We start from the raw sequence: 17177 nt of genomic DNA on the forward strand, positions 1-17177 counted from the left end.
GGAGGGGTCAAAAATCTTCCGATATGCCTGGCAAAGGTAACAACAAGGCTCTCCTGACCTGAGACCTTGCATCGTCAGGACGCCCGCTTGCGGCGAACCGTATTCATCGCTAAAGGCTGTCGGATAAGACACGCTTAAAGGGGCTCCCGCACTGGAGTTCGCCCCAGGTTCACTTCATAAAGCGCTGTATATAATACTGCGATATGCGTTGGGACATAAATAAATATGCGGCAATACTCAACGGACCGCGGCTCGTCCACTCAATCAGCCGCTGGTTAAAATTTGCACATTCGGCGCCGTGGTCGGCCTCACGCCCTCTGCAGCAATCTGACTCCAGGTTATCCACAGAGTTAAGTAGCCACTTTGTGGACAGACTCAGCGCCGTGCCCGCGGGTAAGCCTGGCGGTTTTGCCGCAGGGGGAAAACGTCCCTGGCCTCAATGAATGCTGGCGCCGCGAGGCCATTCTGAATTTAGTCTGTTGATTTTTATGTATTTATTCTTTTCAGCTATTCAAAGTCAATAAGGTTATTTGTTTTTAATGTGGGTAATGCATAAAAGTGAGGTAACGCAGAAAACAGATTTATCGATGTGATTTTAAGAAGGATATTATTATGCCGGAAGCGGGTGAATTGTATCTCATGCCGAAAAGAGAAAATAACTGGCATTTAAATAATGTCGTCGATGAACTGCGTCGCGTTCGTCAGGCGTGGCGCGATGAACATTCGAAAAATAATTATCGTAATAAACGTAGTTTACCTTCCCGGGCAAGCGTTAATTCAGTCGCCGATACGTTGATAAAAGTGCTTTATCCGATGCGGTTAGGCGACGTCGAATTACGCAAAGAGGGCGAAGATTATTACGTCGGCCATTTGTTAGGCACCGCGCTTGACAGGCTCACCGAAGAAGCGCTTCTGGAACTCTATTATCAGTCGGATGAGCAGGACGAGGAGGGCGCGAGTCAGGCGCTGTCGCAAGAGGCGGTCAGGCGGGTTCAGCAGTTTGCCAACCGTTTGCCGGTCATCCGTCAGCGTCTCGACAGCGATATCCTCGCGGCTTATCAGGGCGATCCCTCCGCGCGCAGCATGGATGAAGTGCTGCTCTGCTATCCGGGAATTCATGCCGTGATCCACTATCGTCTGGCCCACGAGCTGCATCAGCTCGATCTGCCTCTGCTGGCGCGAATTATGTCCGAGAAGGCGCACAGCCAGACCGGAATAGATATTCATCCCGGCGCGCGGATCGATGATGGATTCTTTATCGATCACGGGACCGGCGTGGTGATTGGTGAAACGGCCATCGTCGGTAAACGGGTGCGTATTTATCAGGCCGTCACCCTGGGGGCCAAACGCTTTATTGCCGGTGAAGACGGGCAGTTGCAAAAAAACTACCTTCGCCATCCGATAATAGAAGATGACGTAGTTATTTATGCCGGCGCGACAATATTAGGGCGAATTACCATCGGCGCGCGTTCCAGCATCGGCGGGAATATATGGCTGACCCGCGACGTTCCGCCGGACAGTAATGTGCTGCAGGCCCGAGCGCAACAAAAACATTTCAGCGACGGTGATGGGATTTAATTATTCCAATAATGCAATGGAATGGTCAGTGCAGCACAACAGACAAAAATAACGGCGTGATAATTATTATGAATTTGCTTGAGACGATCGGCGCTACGCCGTTAATAACGTTGCCCTCTTTTGCCGCAGAGTTGCCTGGCGTAACGCTGCTGGCAAAAGCAGAGTATATGAACCCCAGCGGCTCAGTGAAAGACCGCGCGGCGAAAGCCATGGTGCTGGACGGGATTGCGCGGGGTTTATTAACGCCGGGTAAAACGATTATTGATGCGACCAGCGGCAATACCGGCATTGCCTACGCGATGATTGGCGCGGCGCTGGGATATCACGTCCGGCTATATCTGCCGCAGAATACCAGCCCGGAACGCAAACGAATTATTCGTCATTATGGCGCCACGATTGTGGAAACCGATCCGCTTGAAGGTTCCGACGGCGCATATATTGAAGTTCAGGCACAAGTTGCTGCGCATCCGGAACGCTATTTTTATCCCGACCAATATAACAACCCCGTTAATCCGGATACGCATTTCGCGACCACCGGAAAAGAGATCTGGGACCAGAGCGGGCAACAAATCACCCATTTTGTCGCGGGGATGGGCACCTCCGGCAGTTTTGTCGGCACCGCGCGGCGGCTCAAATATGAGAATCCGCAGGTTAAAACGCTCGCCGTGCAGCCCGCTTCGCCGTTCCACGGCATTGAAGGGACCAAGCATATGGGCAGCAGCATTAAACCGGGCATTCTCGACGAAACCCTGTTCGACGACATTATTTCTGTCACCACCGAAGAGGCCTACGCCATCACGCGGCGTCTGGCCCGGCGCGATGGCATTTTTGTCGGCATTTCATCCGGCGCAAACGTAGCCGCCGCCGTGAGGCTGGCCCGCACGCTGCCGGCGGGATCTGTGGTGGTCACGCTGCTGTGTGATGTCGGCTCGCGTTACCTGACTGACTCTTTTTGGAATGAAACCGATGATTGAATTGACCCACAAAATCGCAAAGCAGATTGGCGCTGAAGGGGAAAAGGCCTATCCCAACGAATGCTGCGGCGCGCTCTTTGGCCATTTCTCCGCGCAGGGCGATGCCCGCGTGACGGCGATTTTCCCCATCGTCAATGCCCGCGAATCGGAGGAGCAATACCACCGTTTTGTCATCACCGCCGATGACTCCCTGCGGGCGGAGCGCGCGGCGCTGGCTCAGGGAGTGGACGTGGTCGGCTATTACCATTCGCACCCCGATCATCCGGCTATTCCGTCGGAATTTGACCGCGAGCATGCGCTGCCGTTTTACGCCTACATCATCGTGGCGGTCGCGCAGCGGCAGGCGGGGGCGCTGACCAGCTGGCGGCTGACGCAGGACCGCCAGCGCTTTTTGCAGGAGGACGTGCAAACCGTTCCATGACGTGAATAGCAGGCACAACGCTGCCTGAAACCAGAGCAAAACACGGAGAGATTATCACTATGGCATCGACATTACTGATTCCCACCGCACTACGCGCCTTCACCGACGGCCAGGGGAAAGTGACCCTCGAAGGCCACACCGTAGGTCAGCTGGTCGCGGCGCTGGCGGAGCGTTTCCCGGACATTCAGCAGCATTTGTATGACGACACCGGAGCGCTGCGCAGTTTCATCAATCTGTACGTGGGGGAGAACAACATTAAAACCACCGGCGGGCTGGAGACCCCGGTCAGCGATGGCGCTGAGGTGCTGCTGGTCCCCGCCATTGCAGGCGGCGTCGGGAAGGCGGTATGAGCAGAGAGAGCATTATCCCGGACGACCGCCTGACGGAGCTGACGCATGCGGAGATTGCCCGCTACAGCCGCCATCTGCTGCTGCCGGAAGTCGGGCTTGAAGGGCAAAAGCGTCTGAAGGCAGCCCGCGTGTTGCTTATCGGCACCGGAGGGCTGGGGGCGCCGGTGGCGCTTTACCTGGCCGCTGCCGGGGTCGGTAAGCTGGGGATTGTCGACTTTGATTTTGTCGAAATATCCAACCTGCAAAGGCAGATCATTCATAGCACCAAAGATATCAACCGGCCCAAAGTGGCCTCGGCGAAAGACAAGATTAAAGCGATCAATCCCGACCTGCAGGTGGAGACCTATAACACCACCCTGAGCAGTAAAAACGCGCTGGAGATTATTCGCGAATACGACCTCGTCGTCGATGGTACGGACAACTATCCAACCCGATATCTGATTAACGATGCCTGCGTTTTGCTGGGTAAGCCGCTGGTCTACGGCTCCATTTTCCAGTTCGAAGGGCAGGCCAGCGTCTTTTATGCCGGGGAAGGGCCGTGTTACCGGTGTCTGTATCCCGAGCCGCCGCCGCCGGGGCTGGTGCCCTCCTGTGCCGAAGGCGGCGTTGTCGGCGTGTTGCCGGGGATTATCGGCACCATTCAGGCGGCAGAAGCGATCAAGCTGATCGTCGGCGGCAGCGAGAGCCTGATTGGCCGCCTGCTGCTCTTCGATGTCTGGCAGATGAAGCAGCGTGAGCTGCGGCTGGCGAGAGATCCCGGCTGCCCGGTATGCGGTGAGCACCCGTCGATTCATGAGCTGATTGACTACGAAGAGTTTTGTGGACTGAAACCCGATGAGGCGGAGGTGCCGGTTGAAAGCGTCACGGCCCAGGAGCTGCACGCCTGGATAGAGGAGGGTAAACCCCTGCAGCTGATCGACATTCGTGAACCCCACGAACGGGCGATTGCCAAATTTCCGCAGGCAAAAGTGATGCCGCTGGGCCAGATAGTCAGGCGTATCGGTGAATTCGACCCGACGGTCGATGCGGTGTTTCTCTGCAAGATCGGGCAGCGCAGTATTTTCGCGATTCGGGCACTACAGCGCGCGGGCTATCAGGGCCGCGTGATGAATTTAAAAGATGGCCTAAACGCCTGGGCGCGGGATGTGGATACCCGTTTGCCGCAGTACTAACCTTCAGCTCCACTATTTCAAACACTAAGGAATCATCATGGCAGAACAAAAAGGCATTAATGCACTGGGGCGTGAAGCCGCGTATCAGTTAGCGAACGTGACCAAAACGGCTCCGCAATTTGCGGCGATTACCCCGCGCTGGGTCAGCCGTTTTCTCGACTATAAAGGCCTGGAGTCGGGGATTTATCGGGTGAACAAGGTCGTGGAGGGGGATACGCCGCTGGACGTATTATGCAGCCAGGACCCGACGCGCGTTGAAATACCGCAGGGCTACATCGAGTATCAGACCACGCCGCGTGAATACCAGCTCGATTCCATTGCGACCATTATTAACGTGGACACCAAAATCGCCGATCTCTACAGCTCGCCGTACGACCAGGCGTCAGAGCAGATTGCGCTGGCGATTGAAAGCCTGCGCGAGCGCCAGGAGAGTCAGCTGATCAATAACGATGAATATGGATTGCTGAAAAATATCGATGACTCGCAGCGTATTCAGACCCGCAATGGCCGTCCGACGCCGGATGACCTGGATGAGCTGCTGTCAAAAGTCTGGAAGGAGCCGTCCTTCTTCCTGGCCCATCCGCGTGCGATTGCCGCATTTCAGCGTGAAGCCACGCGACGCGGCGTGCCGCCGGTCACCGTGAATTTGCACGGGGGCACTTTTATCCTGTGGCGCGGTATTCCGCTGATCCCTTCCGATAAGCTGTTTGTTGATGGTTTGAAAAACCCGAAAGGCCAGGGCGGGAAAACCAATATCCTGCTGATTCGCTCCGGTGAAAGCAAACGCGGCGTGCTGGGGCTTTATCAGGAAGGGCTGCCAAACGAACAGTCTCGCGGATTGTCGGTGCGCTTCCGGGGGATCGACGATAACGGCGTGGCATCCTATTTACTCTCACTTTATTGCTCCGCTGCGATCCTGGCCGATGACGCCATTGCCGTGCTGGAAGACGTTGAAGTGGGTGAATATTATGACTACGAGTAATTTATTCACGCTTCCCCACGCGCCCGGCGGATGGCCGGGCGAGGCGGGTGACGCTCCCTCCGCGCGGGATTACGGACTGCCCGACGCGCGGGATCTGAAAGGGCTGCTGGGCGACACGCCCGCACGCCCGCGGGCCGCCGAGGCCGCGTACGCGCCGCGGGTGGTGCCGCTGGGGCAGGAGAGCCGGGGGGATATCGCGCCTCGCGGATTCGCGGCGCGACCTTCTGTTGGCGCAAAGCCGGCGCCGCCGGCGCGTGTCGGGCAGATCCCGGTTGAACGGATCCGCGCTGATTTTCCGATCCTTGCCGAACAGGTGGACGGTCATCCTCTGGTCTGGCTGGACAATGCCGCGACGACCCAGCGCCCGAAGCAGGTTATCGATCGCATCAGCCACTATTATTTGCACGAAAACTCGAACGTTCATCGGGCGGCGCATACCCTTGCCGCACGTTCCACCGATGCTTATGAAGCCGCGCGTGACAAAGTGGCGCGGTTTATCGGCGCGCGCGGCCCGGAGAATATCATCTTCGTGCGCGGCACCACGGAAGGGCTCAACCTGATTGCGCACAGCTACGTGAAGCCGCTGTTACGGCCGGGGGATGAAATTATCCTCACGTTGCTCGAGCATCACGCCAACATTGTGCCGTGGCAGCTCATTGCGCAGGAGACGGGAGCGGTGATCCGCGTGGCGCCGGTTGATGAGCACGGGCAGCTGATCGTTGAGGAATATGTCCGTTTGTTCAATGACAAGACCCGTTTTGTGTCCGCTACCCACGTTTCCAACGCGCTGGGTACCGTCACGCCGGTTCAGGAGCTGGTGCAAATCGCCCATCGTTTTGGCGTGCGCATCGCCATCGACGGCGCGCAGTCTATTTCGCATATCCCGACCAACGTCACGGCGCTGGATGCCGATTTCTTCGTCTTCTCCGGGCATAAAATTTTTGGACCGACCGGGATCGGCGTCGTATATGGCAAGCAGGAGGTGCTGGAAGAGGCGCGCCCGTATCAGGGCGGCGGGAATATGATTGCCGACGTAACTTTTGAACTGACGCGCTATCAACCCTCGCCGAATAAGTTTGAGGCGGGCACGGGCAATATTGCCGATGCCGTCGGGCTGGGGGCGGCTATCGATTATGTCACCTCGCTGGGGATAGAAAATATTGCGCAGTACGAGCACGCCTTGCTGGAGTATGGGATCGAGAAGCTGTCGGCTATTCCGGGCCTGACGCTGGTCGGCACCGCGGCGAACAAAACCAGCGTCTTATCTTTCGTGCTGGCGGGTCATGAAAATGAAGCCGTGGGGCGCTATCTGAGTCAGGTCGGTATTGCCGTGCGATCCGGACACCACTGCGCGCAACCGATCCTGCGCCATTTTGGTTATGAAAGTACCGTCCGGCCGTCGCTGGCTTTCTATAACACGCCGCAGGAAATTGATTTTCTCGCAGAGCATGTCGTCCGGTTTGCTTCGCGGTAGCGAGGTCCGGCCCGGTCAGCGGTGTCAACCACGTAACGGGTGGACAACCGCGACGATCACCTAAGCCCGCCGGTTTCCGCGCGGGCTTTTCTCATAAAGCATCCATGCCTGGAGGCTGGATCTCATGTGCAGCAGGACGGCGCAAGGTACCGTTTGGCAGCAAAACTGGCGGGCTCCCGTATTCGCTACCGTGGCTCTCACCGGGTGATTAAGGGAGCGATTTCACAGGACCTGGCTGTTGAGATAGCTGGCGCTAACGCTGCATCCCCCAGCGCTTAATCGTGATCTTTTCCAGACTGGCGAATACGATGCCTTCCACCAGGAGGCCAATCGCGATGACCGTTAGCAACCCGGCAAAGACCCGGTCGGTGAAGAGCTCATTGCGATTCTGGAAAATATACCAGCCAAGACCGCCCTCGCCGCTGGAGGCGCCAAATACCAGCTCGGCGGCAATCAGCGTTCTCCAGGCGAAAGCCCAGCCGATCTTCAGGCCGGCAAGGATTGCCGGCAACGATGCCGGAATAAGAATCGTAATTACATAGCGTGGCCCACGGAGGCCATAGTTGCGTCCCGCCATGCGTAGCGTTTCCGGAACGCTGCTAAAACCGGACCAGGTATTCAGCGCGATTGGCCACATCACCGAATGTATCAGTACAAATATCAGGCTGACATTCCCCAGACCAAACCACAGCAGGGCCAGCGGCAGCAGAGCAATTGCAGGCAGAGGATTCAGCATCGCGGTTAATGTGCTCAGCAGATCGCGGCCAAACTGGGTGGTCACTGCCAGCGCGCTGGCAATGAGCGCCAGCGCGCTGCCTGCCAGATACCCTTTCAACAGGGTGCTAAGGGAGTTGGCGATTTTTTCCGGCAATTCGCCATTGCGCATGTCTTCGCTAAACGCCTGCAGGGTCTGAAGTACTCCGGGTAACATCAGATCGTTTTGCTGTACCCGCGCGGCGATCTCCCATAGCGCGAGGACAAGGGCCACAATCAGACACTTGCGCAGCCATGTTTGATTCCACAGGCGCTGGCTTAAGGGGAGCGGCGTTTCCACCGGCAGATCTCGCAGCGGCGGTAATTCACGTTCGAATTCAGGACGAATGTACGGTGACTGGGACATACTCTGGCTCCTCGCCGGATGAGTGAGACGAACTGCTGCCGGTTGTCGGGAATAACAGGTGGTGAATATGACGAGCCGCGTGCTGGAACGCCTCGCTGCCGAAGTCATTAAGCGTGAACTGATGACAGTTAAGCTCCGCCCTGACGCGCCCTGGATGCGGCGAAAGCACCAGGATACGGTTGCCCAGCACCAGCGCCTCCTCAATCGAGTGGGTGACGAACAGCAGGGTAAAGCGCTCCTCTTCCCACAGCGCCAGCAGCTCCTCCTGCATAGTGCGGCGGGTCAGCGCATCCAGCGCCGCAAAGGGCTCGTCCATCAGCAGGATTCGCGGTTTCATCGCCAGAGCGCGCGCGATGGCGACGCGTTGCTTCATTCCGCCGGAGAGGGTATGGGGCATCGCTTCGGCAAATTCCGCCAGCCCAACTTTGTGCAGGAAATGCAGCGCCGTCTCTTTTGCTTGCGCGCGGTTGGCTTTCCGGCTGGCCAGCAGAGGAAACATGACGTTTTCCAGCACGGTTTTCCACGGCGGCAGTTGGTCGAACTCCTGGAAAACCATCATCCGCTCCGGGCCGGGGGCGCTAACCGGGGTCCCCGCAAGAGAAATTTGACCGCTGCGCGGGGTGAGAAAACCGCCTGTGGCTTTTAACAGGCTCGATTTCCCGCAGCCTGACGGGCCAAGTAGAATAAAGCGGTCGCCGGGCCAGACATCAAAACTGACATCATGCGTCGCGCGTATTTGCCGTTCGCGGGTGCGGTATTCGATATCGACATTGCTGACCTGCAGCAGCGGGCCATTGATTTGCTGAGTTGCCACTAGAGCCTCCGGTGTCGCGGTTTAACTGCCAGGTTTTTCCCATGCTTCGTCGAAGAAATAATCTTTCCACGAATCGGCTTTATTTTTCAGTACGCCAAGCTCATGAAGTTTTTCCGCATATACGCCGGTACGCTCAGGGGAAACCGTAAAGCTGATTTCAGGGTCGTTAACGATTTTTTGCACCAGCGGTAAGGGCAGTCGTGATTTCTCGACGCGAATATACGTTTCAGCCGCCGCATTTTTATCACGGTTAATGATATTCGCGGCTTCGCTAAGTGCGCGATAAAACGCTTTATAGGTTTTTGGGTTTTCGTCATGGAATTTCTGGGTAGTGTAGAGAACGTTAAATGTTGCCTGTCCCCCCAGCACATCATAGGAGCTGAGTATCTTATGAATATTGCTGTGCTCCAGCGCCTGATACTGGAACGGCGGGCTGGAAAAATGGGTGTTAATTTCCGAACCACCGGCAATTAATGCCGCGCTGGCATCCGGATGCGGTAAGCTGACGCTAATTTTATCGAAGCGTTTGAACTCTTTGTCGCCATATAGTTTTGCGGTCTCGATTTGTAATGTCCGCGACTGGAAACCGACCCCAGCCGCCGGAACGGCAATACGGTCTTTATCCGTCAAATCTTTGATGCTTTTTATCGCCGGATTATTACTCAATAAGTAATTGGGCATCGATCCCAGCGAGGCTATTGCTTTCACATTTTGTTTACCTTTGGTGCGATCCCAGAGGGTGAGTAGCGGGGGGACGCCCGCCGATGCAACGTCCAGAGCCCCGGAGAGCAGGGCCTCGTTCATCCCGGTCGCGCCTGAGATGGTGCGCCACTCGACCTTGATATCCAGCCCCTCTTTTTGCCCCTCTTTTTCGATAAGCTGCTGGTCTCGTACCACATCAAGAATTAAATAACCGATGCCAAATTGCTGCGCGATACTAATATTCCCTTCGGCGAATGCCGGCTGGCTGACTCCGCCAAGAACAGAAAATGCCAGCGTCCAGGCTAATACCCCGTTAATTTTACTCATCTCTTCTCCCCGGAAAGGTGCTTTTCAGCAAAAAATCATGGGCAGAGGCGGGAGGGAAAGGAAATGATTTAAATGGCTATGAATATCAGGAAAACGAATAACGATATTTGGCACTTATTATTCGATAAATGGAAAAGCTTAGCCATTATTCGTGTTTATGTAACAAAAATATCTTTGCTATAGTCGGCCCACTCTTTAATAGCCCTTTGCATTGTATGGGCAACGGCCGTGAGTAGAACCATGCCTCTATTTTCACATCATCACTTACGTTCGCTTTTACAACGGCATCTGGAACGGGTTGGCACTGGATCTGATATCGCCAAAAAGGTGGCAGATAACCTGGTCGAGTCCTCATTAAAAGGCCACGATTCCCACGGGGTGACCCTCTTGCCACGCTATATTCGGGCAATTCTGGCGGGAGATTTGAACCCCGGCGCCACGCTGACCACCTTATCTGATGCCGGACCGATTGTCTCTTTTGATGGCGGTCATGGCTTCGGCCAGGCGTTGGGCGAGCAGGCTATGGCCGCCGGTATTGAGCGCGTGCGCCAGTTTGGAGTGGCAATTATTGGCTTGTCTAATACCCACCATCTTGGGCGGATTGGCGCCTGGGCAGAGCAGGCGGCGAGCGCCGGGCTGGTCTCGATCCATTTTGCCAACGTGGCGGCGCCGGCGGTGGTCCTGCCGTTCGATGGACTGCGCCCCAGGCTTGGCACAAACCCTTTTTGCGTGGGGGTTCCGCTTCGCAACTCTCCCCCGGTTATCCTTGACTTCGCTACCAGCGCCATTGCGGGGAATAAGGCGCGTATCGCATGGAGCGAAGGGCGCGCTATCCCGGAAGGGTGCGCGGTAGATGCGAACGGACAGCCCACGACCGACCCTGCCGTATTAATGACTGAGCCGGCTGGCGCCTTGCTGCCTTTTGGCGGCCATAAAGGCGCGGGACTGTCGCTGATTTGCAGCTTGCTCGGCGCGGCGCTGACCGGCGGCGAGACCGAAAGCCGGCAGATCCCGCCACGTGCAGGGATCATTAACAATATGCTGTCGATTTTATTTGACCCTGCGCGATTGGGCGCGGAGGAAAGCTACCCCCAGGCGTTATTAGCGCAGGTTGACTGGGTACGCTGCGGGCAGGAAGGGCGCGATGTGCAGATCCCTGGAGAACCGGAATTGCGCGCTTATCACCGGCGTCAGGAAGAGGGGATCTGGATTGATGAGGTGAGCTGGCAGGCGTTTGTCGCCCTTGAGGAATTAAACACCGGAGGTTGCCTGCACGCCCAATAATTATTTTAGTTATCTGTTTTCCCGGATCGACATTATGGTCTGCTAAGCAGCTGTGGCGAATAAATAAAGTGACCACTTTTTTTATATATATTTTATCAACATAACCATAGCTGAAAAACTTGGTAAACCGCGAGTGGAAAAATCAATATAGTCACTCCCATATTCCACGAACCTTTCTTACTCCCGCCGGCGAATTTTAATTTGCTGCGGAGCCTTTTTTTACAGGAGATATTATGCACCTGGCGCGTTTTCCCCGTCTTCATTTTGGCCATTTCCCGACGCCACTGGAGCCTCTCACTCAGCTTTCGCGTTTGCTGGGGGGGCCAAATATCTGGATAAAACGTGATGATTGTACCGGCCTTGCCACCGGCGGTAATAAAACCCGCAAACTTGAATTTTTGCTGGGGGATGCTCAGGAAAAAGGGGCGAACATTATTATTACCCAGGGCGCCACGCAGTCTAATCATGTGCGTCAGACCGTCGCGGCGGCGGCCAGACTGGGTCTGGAAACGCATATTTTTCTCGAACAGCGCGTCACCACGTTGGGTGATGAATATCAGCAATCCGGCAATGTGCTGCTGGATGGTTTGCTCGGCGGCAAAATTATTGCCCATTTGCCCGGCGGTACGGATATGCAGCAGGCGATGGAGCAACATGCGGAAAGCCTGCGCGCGCAGGGTCATACCCCTTACGTCATCCCTGGCGGCGGTTCGAATGCTATCGGGGCTCTGGGCTATGTAGCCTGCGCGGAAGAGTTGCTTTGGCAGTCCAGCCAGCTACGGCTGCGTATCGATCGTATCGTTCATGCCACCGGCAGCGCGGGTACGCAGGCCGGCCTGATCGCGGGCTTAAGCGCCACCAACAGCGATATTCCTCTGCTCGGGATCAGCGTTCGCGCGCCGCGCGATAAACAGGAGCAAAACGTCTGGCGCCTGGCGCAACAGACGCGGGAACTGCTCGGCGTGCCGGGTGAATTGCCGCGTGAGGCGGTGGTCGCGAACGGTGATTATGTGGGTGAAGGCTATGGCCTGCCCACCGCGGGGATGCTTGAAGCGCTGCAGCTGCTGGCGCAGCACGAGGGGATTCTGCTCGATCCCGTTTATTCCGGTAAAGGCATGGCCGGACTGATTGATCTGATCCGTAAAGGTCATTTTCGCCAGGATGAGAATGTGGTGTTTATCCATACGGGCGGAAGCGCGGGCCTGTTTGGCTATCGTCAGGTGATTGCGGACTCTTTGTCATCATGAGTAAACCTTTTCTTCTGGGGATCGTTGGCGGCATGGGTCCGCTGGCGACGCTGGATTTGATGCATAAACTGCTGCGCGCAACGCCCGCCGAAAGCGACCAGCAGCAAATTCCACATGTGGTATGGAACGTCCCGCAAATTGCCGATCGTCAACAGGCGCTGGCGGGGAAGGGGCCATCGCCGCTGCCGCAGCTGCTGCACGCGGTGGAGCAGCTGAATCGCGTGGGCGCCAGCCATATTGCGATCGCCTGTAATACCGCGCATCACTGGTATGAGGCGCTGGCGCAGCGCAGCGATGCGCCGTTGCTGCATATCGTGGACGCTACGCTGGCGGCGTTCGAGGGGAAAGAGAAGCCTCGCCGGGTCGGGGTTATCGCCACTCAGGGGACGCTTGATGCCGGTTGGTTCCAGCACGGTTTCTCCGCACTGGGTATCAACAGCGTGCTGCCGACGGCAGAAGAGCTACGGCAGCTGTTTGTGCCGGGGTGCTATGCCGTGAAACGGGGCGAACTGCGTGCCGGCGGTGAGCTGCTGAGTTTGCAGGCTCAGGCACTGCGCGATCGTGGCGCAGAGAGGCTGGTGCTGGCCTGCACGGAAGTGCCGGTTGCGCTGGCGGAGGTAGCATCCCCGCATTTAGCCGTGTCGATTGACCCCGCAGAAGCGCTGGCGCAGCAGTGCGCGCACCTATGGCTGGCGCAGCGCGAGACGTGGCATTAATAACGTTATTATTTAAAGGATAAATTAAATGAAGAAAAGTCTCTGCGTATTCCTTGCAGCAGGTGGCCTGTGGGTCAATACCAGCTTTGCCGACGCGCCCGCGGAGGTCCGGGTAGCATATAGCGGCGGCTCTCAGGTGCTGATGCTGGCAAAAGCCGATGGTTCTTTGGATAAGGCATTAAACAGTAAGGTGAAATGGGTGCAATTTGCGTCCGGCGCGGATGCGTTAAATTATTTTGCCAGCAACGCGATTGATATTGCCAATTTCGGCTCCAGCCCGGCAACGGCGGGCATTGTCAGAAAGCTGCCGGTGGAGATTGTCGGCGTTTCGGGGGTGATCGCCAGCTACGAGCGTTTGATAGGTAAAGACGGCATTAGCAGTATTAAGGATATAGAGGGCAAACGGGTCGCCTATCCGCCAAACTCGACGGCGCAATATGCGCTTGAGGCCGCTATCAGCGTCAACCGGCTCGATCGCAGCAAAATAACGCTATTGCCGCTGCGTCCGGCGGAAATGGTCGCAGCCTGGAAACGCGGCGATATCGACGCGGGCTATGTCTGGGCGCCGTTTGCTCAGGAACTTGAGGCCTCCGGCGGGCATCAGGTGTTCGCGACCAAAGATCTGCAAAAGGATGGCTACCTGATTTATAACAACTACGTCGTGCGTAAAGCCTTTGCCGAGCAGTATCCGCAAACCGTCAGCGCGTTCCTGCGAGTTCATCAGGAAAAAGTTGATGAGTTTAAGGCCGACCCGGAACGTGCGGCGGCGATTGTGGCGAAAGAGGTGGGGGCGCCGGTGACGACTGCCGCGAATACGTTGGGTGGGCTGGAATACCCAACCCTGACGCAGCAGGGTACGGCGGACTGGCTTGGCAACGGAACCCATACGACCGACAGCGGTATCGGGAAAGCGCTGACAAAGACCTCTAACTTCCTGGCGGGGATTGGCGAGATCCGCAAACGTGATATCCCGGCGAACTGGGATAGCGCCATAAACTCCCGCTACATCCGTGACGCGGCGGTAGTCGCGCCATGAGATTGAGTTATCACATCGCCATCAGCGTCGTTTCGGTGTCTGTTTTCTTTATCCTCTGGCAGGTGGCGGCGATGCGGCAATGGGTGGACCCGCTGCTGCTTCCGTCGCTGCAGGAAATTGGCCTGACGACCGAAGAGCTGCTGGCCGATGGCTATCGGCAGGTGCCTTTGTGGGAGCACGTTGCGGTTAGCCTGGCTCGCGCATTAAGCGCTTTTTCCGTAGCCATTATCATCGGCATTCCCCTGGGATTACTGATGGGCTTGTCGGAAGGCCTGGCGGCGGTACTGAATCCATTTGTACAATTTTTGCGCCCGCTGCCCAAGATCGCGCTTATTCCTCTGGCGGTCGTCTGGCTGGGGATCGGGGAGGCGTCTAAGTTCTTCCTGATTTTCATCGCCACCTTTCTGAGCGTGGTCGTGGGGGCGTCCGCTGCGGTGGAGCGTATTGGCCGTTCGCGCATTCGTGTCGCGCAAACGCTCGGCGCTTCGCGCAAACAGATTTTTCTGCGCGTGGTGTTGCCGGATGCGCTGCCAGAACTATTTACCACCGTCAGATTGTCCATCGGGATCGGCTGGACATCGCTCATCGCGGCGGAAATGGTGGCGGCAAGTTCCGGTCTCGGCTGGATGGTGATTAACGCCAGTTCTTATCTGCGAACCGATATCGTGATGCTGGGGATCCTGCTGCTCGGCGGTATCGGTTATTTACTGGATTTATTGCTGCTGGGTCTGCAGCGATTTTTTGTGCCCTGGGCGGGGAAAGAGTAATGAGTGCTATTACATTGGAAAACGTATCGCTCTCTTTTGCGGCAAAACCGCATCCGTTTACGGTGCTGGAAGATATCAGCCTGTCGCTGGAAAAAGGGGAGTTCGTGGTGCTGCTGGGGCCCTCCGGCTGTGGCAAGTCCACGATTCTGAACCTGGTCGCCGGATTCAATAAGCCGGACCGCGGGCGTGTGGCGGCAGGCGGCAAAACGGTGCGTCTGCCTGGGCCGGACCGGGGAATGATCTTCCAGCAGCCGAATTTGTTCCCCTGGCTGTCGGTACTGGAAAACGTCACATTTGGCCCACGATTGAGGAAATATCACAAACCAGAGGTCAACGCGCAGGCGCTGGAGTGGCTGGCGCGGGTAGGATTGAAAGGGTTTGAACATCATGCGCCGTGGCAGCTCTCGGGCGGGATGAAACAGCGCGTGGCGCTGGCCCGCGCCTGGCTGCCGGGGCCGGAAGCGTTGCTACTTGATGAACCGTTCGGGGCGCTGGATGCGCAAACGCGTCTGATGATGCAGGAACTCTTGCGCGATGCCTGGCTTAATACCGGCACCACGCTGTTGTTTGTGACTCACGACGTCGAAGAGGCGCTGTTCCTTGCCGATCGTATTCTGATTATGTCGGCGAAGCCCGGAAAAATCGTCGAGGAGATCGTCCTGCCTTTTGGCCGGGAGCGCGATATCGAGACGCTGTCTGAACACCCGGCCTATAGCGGGATCAAACATCATGTACTGCACCGGGTACGTCAGGAGGCTAAGCGACATTTAGGATGAAAACGGCGCGTTCGTGTCTCTAATTTGCTGAATGTAATGCGTAATTCTCGCTTTTTGCTCGTAAGGAAGAGCAACGCCTGCCGGTGCGTAATCCGGTGCTTCTGGCAACGCCGGAGGGACTCAATCAGAGCGGAGCCATCAAGATACTAAAGAAGACGTGAACCGCCTGGATTAAACAGCTGGTACAGGGCATGAGAATCGGAAACTTTGAAGGGTTTTGCGGATGGTTTTAAGTTGCGGATTTTTGAGTCGTTAAGAGACATTTGGGGGTCACTCCGTCATCGAACCAACTTGGCCCCAAATCTGACCACCAAATTCTCCCGATGCGGAGAGAAAACTGAAAATGCATCGGGAAGACTTTTCACGCTAACTTATTGAATCTAAATCACATAAGGATTCGCAGAGCGGCATGAAAACAAGAATTTGGCTCCTCTGACTGGACTCGAACCAGTGACATACGGATTAACAGTCCGCCGTTCTACCGACTGAACTACAGAGGAATCGTTTGAACGAGGCGCATACTACTGGCCCCGCATTTTTGTGTCAACACTAAATTTAACTAGCTGATTCAGATGGCTAAATTTAGCTCAGCTCGTTGTTTTAGTGCACAATTCGCGTGTCGTCCGCGTCCTGCTCTTCATTATCACGTAATCTTTGCAGCGGGTCCTGGCGGTAAAAGTGGCAGAAACGTTGCCAAAGCGCCGGAAAACGTGGGGCGAAGAGTTCTGGTGCGCTAAAGAAATATTCTGACAGGACGGCAAAACACTCCGCCGGGTCGGTTGCGGCGTAGGCATCAATACTGGCGGCGCTCTCGCCGACCAGGTCAATCTCATCCTGAATGTTGTTCATGGCCGCATGGAGATCGTGTTCCCAGCCGGCAACCTCGCGTAAGGGTATTAGCGGTACGCCGCTGGCGCGATCGCCGTTACGGGTATCAAGCTTGTGCGCCACTTCGTGTACTACGAGGTTAAAACCAGATGCGTCGAAAGAGTCCTGAATATCCAGCCAGTTAAGAATAATGGGCCCCTGCTGCCAGCTTTGTCCTGATTGCACGACCCGCTGGTTATGCACCAGGCCAATGTCATCTTCCCACTCATCATCAACGACGAACGGGGCAGGGTAGATAAGCACCTCGTGGAAACCGTCCAGCCACTCAATACCGAGCTCGAGAACCGGCAGGCAAAACAGCATCGCGATGCGCGCGCTTTGTAGCGGACTCAGCTCCAGCCCCTGTAGGGCAACCAGGCGTTTTTGCTGCAGAAAGCGCGCCGCCATCTGCACAAGCTGCTGCTGCTCCTGTGCGGACAGGTTGGCTAAAACAGGAATGGCAAGCGCCTGTTCCCACGGAATTCCCGCACTGTCGGACTCTTCATTTGCTTTCCAGGGCCATTTAAACATCACATTGCTCGCAAAGTCGTCACTTGAACATAATTAAAG

At 56.3% G+C, this 17177-nt stretch carries 17 protein-coding genes, 1 tRNA gene and 1 pseudogene; 13 read left to right on the plus strand and 6 right to left on the minus strand.

All coding sequences use genetic code 11. The features are described 5' to 3' along the window. Positions 1-612: 612 nt before the first annotated feature. The 7 genes from epsC (at position 613) to QFI97_RS10945 (ending at position 6951) form a co-directional block, all read left to right on the plus strand. Positions 613-1578 (plus strand): serine O-acetyltransferase EpsC, encoded by a 966-nt coding sequence (gene epsC / locus QFI97_RS10915; protein ID WP_346431151.1) that lies wholly within the window; start codon positions 613-615, stop codon positions 1576-1578. 68 nt (positions 1579-1646) lie between these two features. Further along, a complete protein-coding gene (locus tag QFI97_RS10920; protein WP_095101387.1) occupies positions 1647-2552 on the plus strand; it encodes a PLP-dependent cysteine synthase family protein in 906 nt (301 codons plus the stop codon). Next, complete coding sequence (locus tag QFI97_RS10925) at positions 2545-2973, plus strand: M67 family metallopeptidase (protein ID WP_346431152.1); 429 nt, start codon at positions 2545-2547, stop codon at positions 2971-2973. Before QFI97_RS10920 ends, QFI97_RS10925 begins: the two co-directional genes overlap by 8 nt. Positions 2974-3032: 59 nt before the next feature. Further along, positions 3033-3323: a MoaD/ThiS family protein gene (locus QFI97_RS10930; RefSeq protein WP_095101285.1), complete on the plus strand. Its 291-nt coding sequence runs from the start codon at positions 3033-3035 to the stop codon at positions 3321-3323. Beyond that, positions 3320-4495 (plus strand): molybdopterin-synthase adenylyltransferase MoeB, encoded by a 1176-nt coding sequence (moeB, locus tag QFI97_RS10935; RefSeq protein WP_346431153.1) that lies wholly within the window; start codon positions 3320-3322, stop codon positions 4493-4495. The genes QFI97_RS10930 and moeB overlap by 4 nt, the downstream gene beginning before the upstream one ends. Positions 4496-4532: 37 nt before the next feature. After that, positions 4533-5477, plus strand: a complete 945-nt coding sequence (locus QFI97_RS10940) for a family 2A encapsulin nanocompartment shell protein (protein WP_346431154.1) — start codon at positions 4533-4535, stop codon at positions 5475-5477. Then, positions 5464-6951 (plus strand): SufS family cysteine desulfurase, encoded by a 1488-nt coding sequence (locus tag QFI97_RS10945; RefSeq protein WP_346431155.1) that lies wholly within the window; start codon positions 5464-5466, stop codon positions 6949-6951. Before QFI97_RS10940 ends, QFI97_RS10945 begins: the two co-directional genes overlap by 14 nt. Positions 6952-7204: 253 nt before the next feature. Here the strand turns inward: QFI97_RS10945 and QFI97_RS10950 are convergent, their stop codons facing one another. The 3 genes from QFI97_RS10950 to QFI97_RS10960 are packed head-to-tail and all read right to left on the minus strand — an operon-like array spanning position 7205 to position 9914. Continuing rightward, positions 7205-8071, minus strand: a complete 867-nt coding sequence (locus QFI97_RS10950; protein ID WP_095101293.1) for an ABC transporter permease — start codon at positions 8069-8071, stop codon at positions 7205-7207. Further along, positions 8043-8885, minus strand: a complete 843-nt coding sequence (locus QFI97_RS10955) for an ABC transporter ATP-binding protein (protein WP_095101295.1) — start codon at positions 8883-8885, stop codon at positions 8043-8045. Before QFI97_RS10955 ends, QFI97_RS10950 begins: the two co-directional genes overlap by 29 nt. A gap of 21 nt (positions 8886-8906) precedes the next feature. Further along, a complete protein-coding gene (locus QFI97_RS10960) occupies positions 8907-9914 on the minus strand; it encodes an ABC transporter substrate-binding protein (protein WP_095101297.1) in 1008 nt (335 codons plus the stop codon). Positions 9915-10154: 240 nt separating this feature from the next. Here QFI97_RS10960 and QFI97_RS10965 point away from each other — a divergent pair, with 240 nt between their 5' ends. From QFI97_RS10965 to QFI97_RS10990, 6 genes are all read left to right on the plus strand, one after another. Next, positions 10155-11198: a malate/lactate/ureidoglycolate dehydrogenase gene (locus QFI97_RS10965; RefSeq protein WP_095101299.1), complete on the plus strand. Its 1044-nt coding sequence runs from the start codon at positions 10155-10157 to the stop codon at positions 11196-11198. Positions 11199-11431: 233 nt separating this feature from the next. After that, positions 11432-12445 carry a D-cysteate sulfo-lyase gene (cuyA, locus tag QFI97_RS10970; RefSeq protein WP_095101301.1) on the plus strand — a complete coding sequence of 338 codons (1014 nt, stop codon included), beginning with the start codon at positions 11432-11434 and terminating at the stop codon, positions 12443-12445. Next, positions 12442-13161 (plus strand): cysteate racemase, encoded by a 720-nt coding sequence (gene cuyB, locus QFI97_RS10975; RefSeq protein WP_346431156.1) that lies wholly within the window; start codon positions 12442-12444, stop codon positions 13159-13161. Before cuyA ends, cuyB begins: the two co-directional genes overlap by 4 nt. 28 nt (positions 13162-13189) lie before the next feature. Next, on the plus strand, positions 13190-14197 hold the full coding sequence (locus QFI97_RS10980) for a taurine ABC transporter substrate-binding protein (RefSeq protein ID WP_095101305.1): 1008 nt from the start codon (positions 13190-13192) through the stop codon (positions 14195-14197). Further along, positions 14194-14964, plus strand: a complete 771-nt coding sequence (locus tag QFI97_RS10985) for an ABC transporter permease (RefSeq protein WP_095101307.1) — start codon at positions 14194-14196, stop codon at positions 14962-14964. Before QFI97_RS10980 ends, QFI97_RS10985 begins: the two co-directional genes overlap by 4 nt. Beyond that, the gene (locus QFI97_RS10990; protein WP_095101309.1) at positions 14964-15740 is read left to right on the plus strand and encodes an ABC transporter ATP-binding protein; all 777 of its coding nucleotides are present in this window, start codon (positions 14964-14966) and stop codon (positions 15738-15740) included. The genes QFI97_RS10985 and QFI97_RS10990 overlap by 1 nt, the downstream gene beginning before the upstream one ends. Positions 15741-15895: 155 nt before the next feature. On the opposite strand, the pseudogene QFI97_RS23590 reads toward QFI97_RS10990, so the two are convergent. From QFI97_RS23590 to mtfA, 3 genes and pseudogenes are all read right to left on the minus strand, one after another. Next, positions 15896-16003, minus strand: a pseudogene (locus tag QFI97_RS23590) (hypothetical protein); the annotation flags it as partial. 161 nt (positions 16004-16164) lie between these two features. Then, a tRNA-Asn gene (locus tag QFI97_RS10995) sits at positions 16165-16240 on the minus strand. 100 nt (positions 16241-16340) lie between these two features. Beyond that, positions 16341-17141, minus strand: coding sequence for a DgsA anti-repressor MtfA (gene mtfA, locus QFI97_RS11000; RefSeq protein WP_331834465.1), 801 nt, complete (start codon positions 17139-17141; stop codon positions 16341-16343). Positions 17142-17177: the final 36 nt, after the last annotated feature.

The sequence above is a fragment of the Klebsiella scottii genome (assembly GCF_036561945.1).
GTDB classification, from domain to species: Bacteria; Pseudomonadota; Gammaproteobacteria; order Enterobacterales; family Enterobacteriaceae; genus Klebsiella; species Klebsiella scottii.

Bases quoted from the DNA above. Each gene is read 5' to 3' on its own strand.
- epsC (WP_346431151.1), top strand. From the start codon at position 613: ATGCCGGAAGCGGGTGAATTGTATCTCATGCCGAAAAGAGAAAATAAC.
- QFI97_RS10920 (WP_095101387.1), top strand. From the start codon at position 1,647: ATGAATTTGCTTGAGACGATCGGCGCTACGCCGTTAATAACGTTGCCC.
- QFI97_RS10925 (WP_346431152.1), top strand. From the start codon at position 2,545: ATGATTGAATTGACCCACAAAATCGCAAAGCAGATTGGCGCTGAAGGG.
- QFI97_RS10930 (WP_095101285.1), top strand. From the start codon at position 3,033: ATGGCATCGACATTACTGATTCCCACCGCACTACGCGCCTTCACCGAC.
- moeB (WP_346431153.1), top strand. From the start codon at position 3,320: ATGAGCAGAGAGAGCATTATCCCGGACGACCGCCTGACGGAGCTGACG.
- QFI97_RS10940 (WP_346431154.1), top strand. From the start codon at position 4,533: ATGGCAGAACAAAAAGGCATTAATGCACTGGGGCGTGAAGCCGCGTAT.
- QFI97_RS10945 (WP_346431155.1), top strand. From the start codon at position 5,464: ATGACTACGAGTAATTTATTCACGCTTCCCCACGCGCCCGGCGGATGG.
- QFI97_RS10950 (WP_095101293.1), bottom strand. From the start codon at position 8,071: ATGTCCCAGTCACCGTACATTCGTCCTGAATTCGAACGTGAATTACCG.
- QFI97_RS10960 (WP_095101297.1), bottom strand. From the start codon at position 9,914: ATGAGTAAAATTAACGGGGTATTAGCCTGGACGCTGGCATTTTCTGTT.
- QFI97_RS10965 (WP_095101299.1), top strand. From the start codon at position 10,155: ATGCCTCTATTTTCACATCATCACTTACGTTCGCTTTTACAACGGCAT.
- cuyA (WP_095101301.1), top strand. From the start codon at position 11,432: ATGCACCTGGCGCGTTTTCCCCGTCTTCATTTTGGCCATTTCCCGACG.
- cuyB (WP_346431156.1), top strand. From the start codon at position 12,442: ATGAGTAAACCTTTTCTTCTGGGGATCGTTGGCGGCATGGGTCCGCTG.
- QFI97_RS10980 (WP_095101305.1), top strand. From the start codon at position 13,190: ATGAAGAAAAGTCTCTGCGTATTCCTTGCAGCAGGTGGCCTGTGGGTC.
- QFI97_RS10985 (WP_095101307.1), top strand. From the start codon at position 14,194: ATGAGATTGAGTTATCACATCGCCATCAGCGTCGTTTCGGTGTCTGTT.
- QFI97_RS10990 (WP_095101309.1), top strand. From the start codon at position 14,964: ATGAGTGCTATTACATTGGAAAACGTATCGCTCTCTTTTGCGGCAAAA.